This window comes from Pontibacter rugosus, from assembly GCF_042678745.1.
GTDB classification, from domain to species: domain Bacteria; phylum Bacteroidota; class Bacteroidia; order Cytophagales; family Hymenobacteraceae; genus Pontibacter; species Pontibacter rugosus.
This window is the reverse complement of sequence record NZ_JBHTLD010000240.1, coordinates 1-6,520: the sequence shown is the minus strand read 5'-3', so window position 1 is coordinate 6,520 and position 6,520 is coordinate 1. Positions and strand designations below refer to the sequence as shown.

At 43.0% G+C, this 6,520-nt stretch carries 5 protein-coding genes; 1 reads left to right on the top strand and 4 read right to left on the bottom strand.

Going from position 1 to position 6,520, the window contains the following annotated elements; all coding sequences use genetic code 11:
* Nucleotides 1–160: 160 nt before the first annotated feature.
* Nucleotides 161–1,663, bottom strand: coding sequence for a glycine--tRNA ligase (locus tag ACFQ2O_RS18780; protein ID WP_377531568.1), 1,503 nt, complete (start codon nucleotides 1,661–1,663; stop codon nucleotides 161–163).
* 234 nt (nucleotides 1,664–1,897) lie between these two features.
* Here ACFQ2O_RS18780 and ACFQ2O_RS18775 point away from each other — a divergent pair, with 234 nt between their 5' ends.
* Nucleotides 1,898–3,031 carry a hypothetical protein gene (locus ACFQ2O_RS18775; protein WP_377531565.1) on the top strand — a complete coding sequence of 378 codons (1,134 nt, stop codon included), beginning with the start codon at nucleotides 1,898–1,900 and terminating at the stop codon, nucleotides 3,029–3,031.
* A gap of 261 nt (nucleotides 3,032–3,292) precedes the next feature.
* Here ACFQ2O_RS18775 and ACFQ2O_RS18770 read toward each other — a convergent pair whose 3' ends face one another.
* Genes ACFQ2O_RS18770 through ACFQ2O_RS18760 form a run of 3 tightly spaced genes read right to left on the bottom strand, consistent with a single transcriptional unit; the run spans nucleotide 3,293 to nucleotide 6,380 of the window.
* Nucleotides 3,293–3,751, bottom strand: coding sequence for a hypothetical protein (locus tag ACFQ2O_RS18770; RefSeq protein WP_377531561.1), 459 nt, complete (start codon nucleotides 3,749–3,751; stop codon nucleotides 3,293–3,295).
* 60 nt (nucleotides 3,752–3,811) lie between these two features.
* Nucleotides 3,812–4,333 carry a DUF4385 domain-containing protein gene (locus ACFQ2O_RS18765; protein ID WP_377531557.1) on the bottom strand — a complete coding sequence of 174 codons (522 nt, stop codon included), beginning with the start codon at nucleotides 4,331–4,333 and terminating at the stop codon, nucleotides 3,812–3,814.
* Entirely contained in the window at nucleotides 4,302–6,380 is a 2,079-nt protein-coding gene (locus tag ACFQ2O_RS18760) for a cation:proton antiporter (RefSeq protein ID WP_377531552.1), read from the bottom strand. Before ACFQ2O_RS18760 ends, ACFQ2O_RS18765 begins: the two co-directional genes overlap by 32 nt.
* Nucleotides 6,381–6,520 lie beyond the last annotated feature (140 nt).

Sequence of the window (6,520 nt, the reverse complement as noted above, 5' to 3'; positions counted from 1 at the left end):
CTATGTTTCCGAGGTAATTTTTAACAGTTAAGCACTACTTTTACTTAACATAACTATTGCACTTACAGTAATTAATTTTTAAAGCACATACTTAAAAGAAAGAGGCAGCAAGGATTAATTCCCTGCTGCCTCCTATATTGGCTTGAAGTATAAGCTATACTTAAGCTAATTTCTCAAATACACTCTTGAAGCTAACGGCTTTGTTGATGTAGCCATGTAGCTCGCTGATTGGCATACGCACCTGCTCACGTGTATCGCGGTCACGAACGGTTACAGTGTTATCCTCCAGCGTCTGGTGATCTACAGCGATACAGAATGGGGTACCAATCAGGTCCTGGCGCGTGTAACGCTTACCAATGCTGTCGCGCTCTTCGTAGATGATATTGAAATCATACTTCAGCTCTTCGAAGATCTCTGTTGCTTTCTCTGGCAAACCGTCTTTCTTTGTGATGGGAAGTATAGCGGCTTTAACTGGAGCAAGGGCAGGGTGCAGCTTCAGGAACGTTCTGTTCTTGGTGCTTTCTCCTTCAGTGATCTCTTCTTCCTGGTAAGCGCTGCAAAGCACCATCAGGAACAGACGGTCAGCTCCTACGGATGTTTCCACTACGTAAGGCACATAATTACCATACGGCTTGCCATCCTCGTTCAGGTCGTTGTCGAAGTACTGCATTTTCTTGCGGCTTAGCTCCTGGTGCTGGGTCAGGTCGAAATCGGTACGGGAGTGGATACCTTCTACCTCTTTAAAGCCAAAAGGGAATTCAAACTCTATATCCAGAGCAGCGTTTGCATAATGCGCTAGTTTGTCGTGATTGTGGAAACGCAGCTTATCCGTAGGAACGCCGATTGCCTCGTGCCACTTGCGGCGGTTATCTCTCCACTGCTCATACCATTCCATCTCCGTGCCAGGGCGCACAAAGAACTGCATCTCCATTTGCTCAAATTCACGCATACGGAAGATGAACTGACGCGCCACAATCTCGTTACGGAAGGCTTTACCGATTTGTGCAATACCGAAAGGCACTTTCATACGGCCTGTTTTCTGCACGTTCAGGAAGTTCACGAATATACCCTGGGCTGTTTCAGGGCGCAGGTAAATTGTCTGGGAATCCTCTGCCACAGAACCAATCTGCGTAGAGAACATCAGGTTAAACTGGCGAACCTCTGTCCAGTTGGCAGTACCCGAAACAGGGCACTTGATATCTTCACGGATGATCAGCTCACGTACGCCTTCCAGGTCTTCAGCCTCCAATAACCTTCCCATCTCAGCAGTTAAAGCACTTCCTCTCGCTGCATCGCCTTCTTTCTCGTACTGCGCGGCTTTCTCCTCAATCAGTACATCGGCACGGTAGCGCTTCTTCGAGTCTTTGTTATCAATCATCGGGTCGTTGAAGCTATCCACGTGGCCCGATGCCTTCCAAACCTGCGGGTGCATAAAGATAGCCGCATCCAAACCAACTACATTCTGGTTCAGCTGCGTCATACTTTTCCACCACAGGTTCTTTATGTTGTTCTTCAGTTCTACGCCCATCTGGCCGTAGTCGTACACGGCTTGCAGGCCATCGTAAATCTCGCTTGACGGGAATATGAAGCCATACTCCTTCGCGTGCGAGATGATATCTTTCAGTTGAGCGTTTTCAACAGGTGTTTTTTCTTGTGTCGCCATAGCGCAAAGATAATTTTTAACGGATGATAATGCACAGTAAATATACTGTTTTTAGCTTCCTCCCCTCGTCTACAACATCTTATACTTTCTACTTAGGTCAATAAAAATAGCTCTGGCACGTCTTCAGTGGGCTTTATTACTTGTGTTAACAATTTCTTAACATTGGCTTACCTAGCCTCACTCCTTTTTGCACTAACTTGCACCGTTTTTTGATTCATTACCAACTTCTTAAAAATGGCCAAAAATAAAAAAGGCAAAAAACATGTGGCTCCCATTAAGCCATACAAGTTCAGGAAACGATACAGCCAGGTTGACATCTATATCCGCAAGGAGAAAAACTTCCTGTATTTTATTGCTTTCTCTCTTATTCTTGCCGGTTTAGTTTATCCGTACGCCTCTATTGCTATGTGGGTAGGGTTTGCCTTTGCAGGCTACTCTGCTATCGCTAACGATAGTATACAGACGATCGGTACTTTTATTGTTTCTAACGAAGACAAGAAATGGTATTGGCAGTGGCTGTTTATGGGCTCTATCTTTATAGGTACTGTTTACTACAGCTGGGCTACTTTCGATGGAGACGTAACTTACCAGCGCTTGTCTTCTAAAGGATTCGACCAAACGATCGATAATTTTGTTTATCTGCAGCTCGCCGCACCTATTGTATTGCTGCTGTTAACTCGATTCCGCATTCCTGTTTCTACTACCTTCATGCTCCTTAGCGTGTTTACAGTAAGTTCAGGTGCCATCATCAGTATGGTTAGCAAAAGCTTAATGGGTTATGTGGCTGCCTTCGTTGCTGCTTTCCTTATCTACATCCTCCTTACTAAAGTTATCAAACGCTTTGTAAAAGGAGAAGCACATGGAGCCTGGGTTATTGCACAGTGGGTAATCAGTGGCTTTTTATGGCACACCTGGTTAGCACAGGACCTTGCCAACATTGCTGTTTACCTGCCCCGCCAGCTTAATGGGTGGGAGTTTACGGCTTTTGCTGGCTTTATCTTCATCGGCTTAGGCTTTATGTTTTTTAAGCGTGGCGAGAAAATCCAGAACATCATCAACGAGAAATCTGAAGTACGTGATGTGCGTAGTGCCACTATTATAGACTTAGTTTACTCTATTATCCTTTATTACTTCAAAGAGCTGAACAACATCCCAATGAGTACTACCTGGGTGTTTGTAGGCTTGCTTGCCGGTAGAGAATTAGGTATGCGCTTACGCTCTGATGGATCAACTAAACTTGGTAAAACCTTCAACCTGATTGGCCGTGACGTACTTTCAGTTACCATTGGTTTAGTTATATCTATTATTCTGGCAGTTGCCATCAACCCTGTTATACAAGAAGAGCTGATGAATTTCTTCTTTAAATAGGCTTTTATATTCGTTCTATATCTTAAAAGCCCGGCACATGTGTCGGGCTTTTTTGTTGTGGTATGGATTTAAATTATACTTTGAAAGGCTTTAACAGCCACTGCTCCTCCTTATCTTTTAGCTATTCCTCTCACGAGCCTGTTTCAAACTCCTGCTTTCGCTTGCAAAAATGATAGCATGAAAGGCTCTTATCAATGCAACAAAAAAATCCCCGGCTTTATAAGGCCGGGGATTTCATTATACTGAGTAGTTTATCCTACTTTATTTTTCTGGCCACATTACTTCCAGGTCATCATTGATGAACACTCCGAAGTTGATAGCTATTAATTGATCTTCATCAAAATAAAGATCGATCATTTCCCGCTCAAACGAAATGCGTGTTTCTCCTGTTTCTGCATCTTCCTCTTCATGATCTGTGATATCGTTGTCAGCGAACAATCTTAAAACTTGCTCCCTGCTCATCTCGAATACACGATCACCCCAAATCTGAACCTCACGGTTAGCTGTTTCGATACAGCTCAGGCGATAATCATCTTCTTTATCGAAGTATAAAGAATAGCCTTCTTCCCAATAATTCCAGGCCTGATGCTCGAACTCATCCTCTTCATCAGATTCCTCTACTTCTTCAGGTTCCCCTAACAATTCTTCTACTTCTTCCATTGTCAGGCCAAACTTGATCTTGCCAAGCCCCTTGCCTAACCTGATGTCTTTATTGATCATTTTTCAGTTAAAGTTTATATATGCAAAGATACGAGTTTTACTTTTTTGTAGGTTTATCTTTTACTCAGATTCTGGCTGCTCATACTTTTCTTTAAAGTTTATCATCAGCCTTTTATACTTTTCATTCTCCTTTGCCTGCTCCCACTTCAACTTAAAGATGCTGGCTGATTCCGCTTTAACCGGATCTTGCTCTCTTGGAAGTTCTGCCCTGCCGTGCGCGCCGCTTTGTCCCTTTTTATCATCCGGAACTGGCCCCTCATATTTCTTGCCTGATTTGTGGTTTGCATAGCGCCTGCTGCGTGTATAGCCCATCTGCAGAAATTTACGAGCCATATCAGCACCTACAAAATCGTTCTGCGACAGGTATTCTTTAAACAAGGTATAAATTTTTTCTGATGATGCAGTAGCTATCGCTGGTGTCTTAAACCGCCAATGCGGCAGTATTTCTGATTTGTACGGCTCTACCAGCAGCACTCCCTGCTCTCCCTTTCCTACACGATACAGCTCTGGATTCTCTCTAAAGTTTATGCTTTTGAAGTCAAGGTCATAGTTAAATTTCATTGTCCTCTCTCCCTTTGTCATAGCTCACAGGCAAGCCTTTTACAGGCACACTTTGGTATACTGGGTACTGCTCGGGATATATCACAATAAAGCTGTTCTCTTTGTAGTCTCTTGATAAAACACGCGGTACATAGTCGAGGTTGCTGTTATACGATATGGTTCCTTTCCTGGCTGATATCACAATCACCATGTCATCATCCATTATTTCTGACTTCGTGGTTGTAAACTCATTAAGGTTGTTATATGGTACGTAATCAGCTTCTACGGTTGGCTTACTCTCGTTCACTATCCCTTTAAGCTTGTTCAACGTGCGTCTGCGGCCTCGGAAAATTATTTTAGCACCTAGCTGGGTCGATAACAACTTAATGCTCCTGATCCAGCGCATTAAGCCTCTTTCTAATTCTGCATTGGTTGGTACTACCACAATTAACCTTCCTGTTGTATTCAGCGGTTGAATTATTTTGCAAACAAGAACCATCTGCTCTGTATTATCCAGCAAATTATCCAGTACGGTTCCAAATATGCGATCTCGTGTGGTTATTTTGCCGTTCCAGCCTAGCACCACTTCTGTTATCATCAGCTCTTTAATTGCCCGCATGATACCGCTTGGCACGTTCACATCAATTTTGGATACCAGCTGCACATCATTATCTGTAGCAGAGGCATGCGTAATTGCCTCCTGCAGCATTTTGTTTTTCTTGTAGATTTCTTCTTCTGCGTGCTCGTTATCTATTACCACCGCTAGCGGGTATATTGGCTGGCTATGGTCTGGATTCCGCAACATAATAGACAAATCAATAAGACTCTCTATAGTTTTAGGGTTGCCGATAGGTACCATTATGCGGTCTGGTTTCTCGCTTATATCCGGCTTTCTTCTGCTTTCAAGTATAGCCAGTTTTCGCGCTACTTTCTCTGTTGTAAACGAGCTTATCATACTTGACACCAGTATCAATACTACTGCTCCGTTTAATGCACTTTCACCTATTATGCCGATTTCATACCCTGCCAGCACTACAGCTAGGGTGGCGGCGGCATGTGCACTACTCAATCCAAAAATCAGGTTACGCTGAAGTACGCTGAATTTAAATATCTTTTGTGTCAGGTATGCAGCTGCATATTTTGTTAGTGGGGCAAGTATTACAATCGTTCCTGCTATCAGTATGGCATTTGTATCCGTGAACAGCACCTTCAGGTCCACCAGCATTCCAGTGCTGATCAGGAAGAACGGTATGAAGATGTTATTACCTACAAACTCAATTCTATTCATTAATGCTGATGTATGCGGGATGAGGGGGTTTAAGGCTAGCCCCGCCAAGAAAGCTCCGATAATCGCTTCCATGCCGGCTAACTCAGATAAAAATGCCGCAGCAAATATCACCGTCAGTACAAATATAAATTGTGCACCCTTCTCACTTTCCAACTGCTTAAACATCCATTTCGCAATTTTTGGAAACAGCCAAAGCACCACCACCACAAATATGATCATCTCTATAATCATCAGTACCCAGAACCAAAGGTTTGTATCACCTTGTGTGGAGTTGATGATAATAGCCAGTACAAACAGCACTGCCGTATCTGTAACCAGTGTTCCTCCTATCGTTAATGTTACAGCCTCATTTTTGCTTAAGCCCAGCCTGCTTACTATAGGATAGGCTAACAGCGTATGTGGTGCAAACATACTGGCAAGCAGTATGGCTGGCTTTATTTCATATCCGTGGATGTATAGAAACACTATTGTGCCTATAGAAATAGGTATTAAAAATGTTAGGGCTCCGAATACAAGGCTCCTTACCTTATACTTCTTAAAGTCTATCATATCTATTTCAAGCCCCGCCTGAAACATGATATACAATAAGCCTACGGTTCCAAACAATACGATACTCGCATCTCTCTCCAGTATGTGCAGACCATTTGGTCCCACCACTACTCCTGCTACTATTAAACCTACTATACTAGGTATTCTGAATTTTGTCAGAATTATCGGCACTACCAGTATGATCAGGAGTACCAGTGTAAAGATTAACACTGGTTCATGAAAGGGTAAGGTTAGGTCTACGTTTAAAAGCATGTTTTAAATTTTGTGTTTGTGGGTCTGCCTTATCAGGCAATAAATATATCGATTTTCTTCTTGTATAGTTTTCTGTGTAACGTGTTCAATCCATTTCACACGTTCTCTTACGCACCTTTCCACACTTCTTCACACCTAAT

What these genes read in the sequence shown, in the direction of transcription:
- ACFQ2O_RS18780 (WP_377531568.1), bottom strand. Translation starts at nt 1,663, where the DNA reads ATGGCGACACAAGAAAAAACACCTGTTGAAAACGCTCAACTGAAAGAT.
- ACFQ2O_RS18765 (WP_377531557.1), bottom strand. Translation starts at nt 4,333, where the DNA reads ATGACAAAGGGAGAGAGGACAATGAAATTTAACTATGACCTTGACTTC.
- ACFQ2O_RS18775 (WP_377531565.1), top strand. Translation starts at nt 1,898, where the DNA reads ATGGCCAAAAATAAAAAAGGCAAAAAACATGTGGCTCCCATTAAGCCA.
- ACFQ2O_RS18760 (WP_377531552.1), bottom strand. Translation starts at nt 6,380, where the DNA reads ATGCTTTTAAACGTAGACCTAACCTTACCCTTTCATGAACCAGTGTTA.
- ACFQ2O_RS18770 (WP_377531561.1), bottom strand. Translation starts at nt 3,751, where the DNA reads ATGATCAATAAAGACATCAGGTTAGGCAAGGGGCTTGGCAAGATCAAG.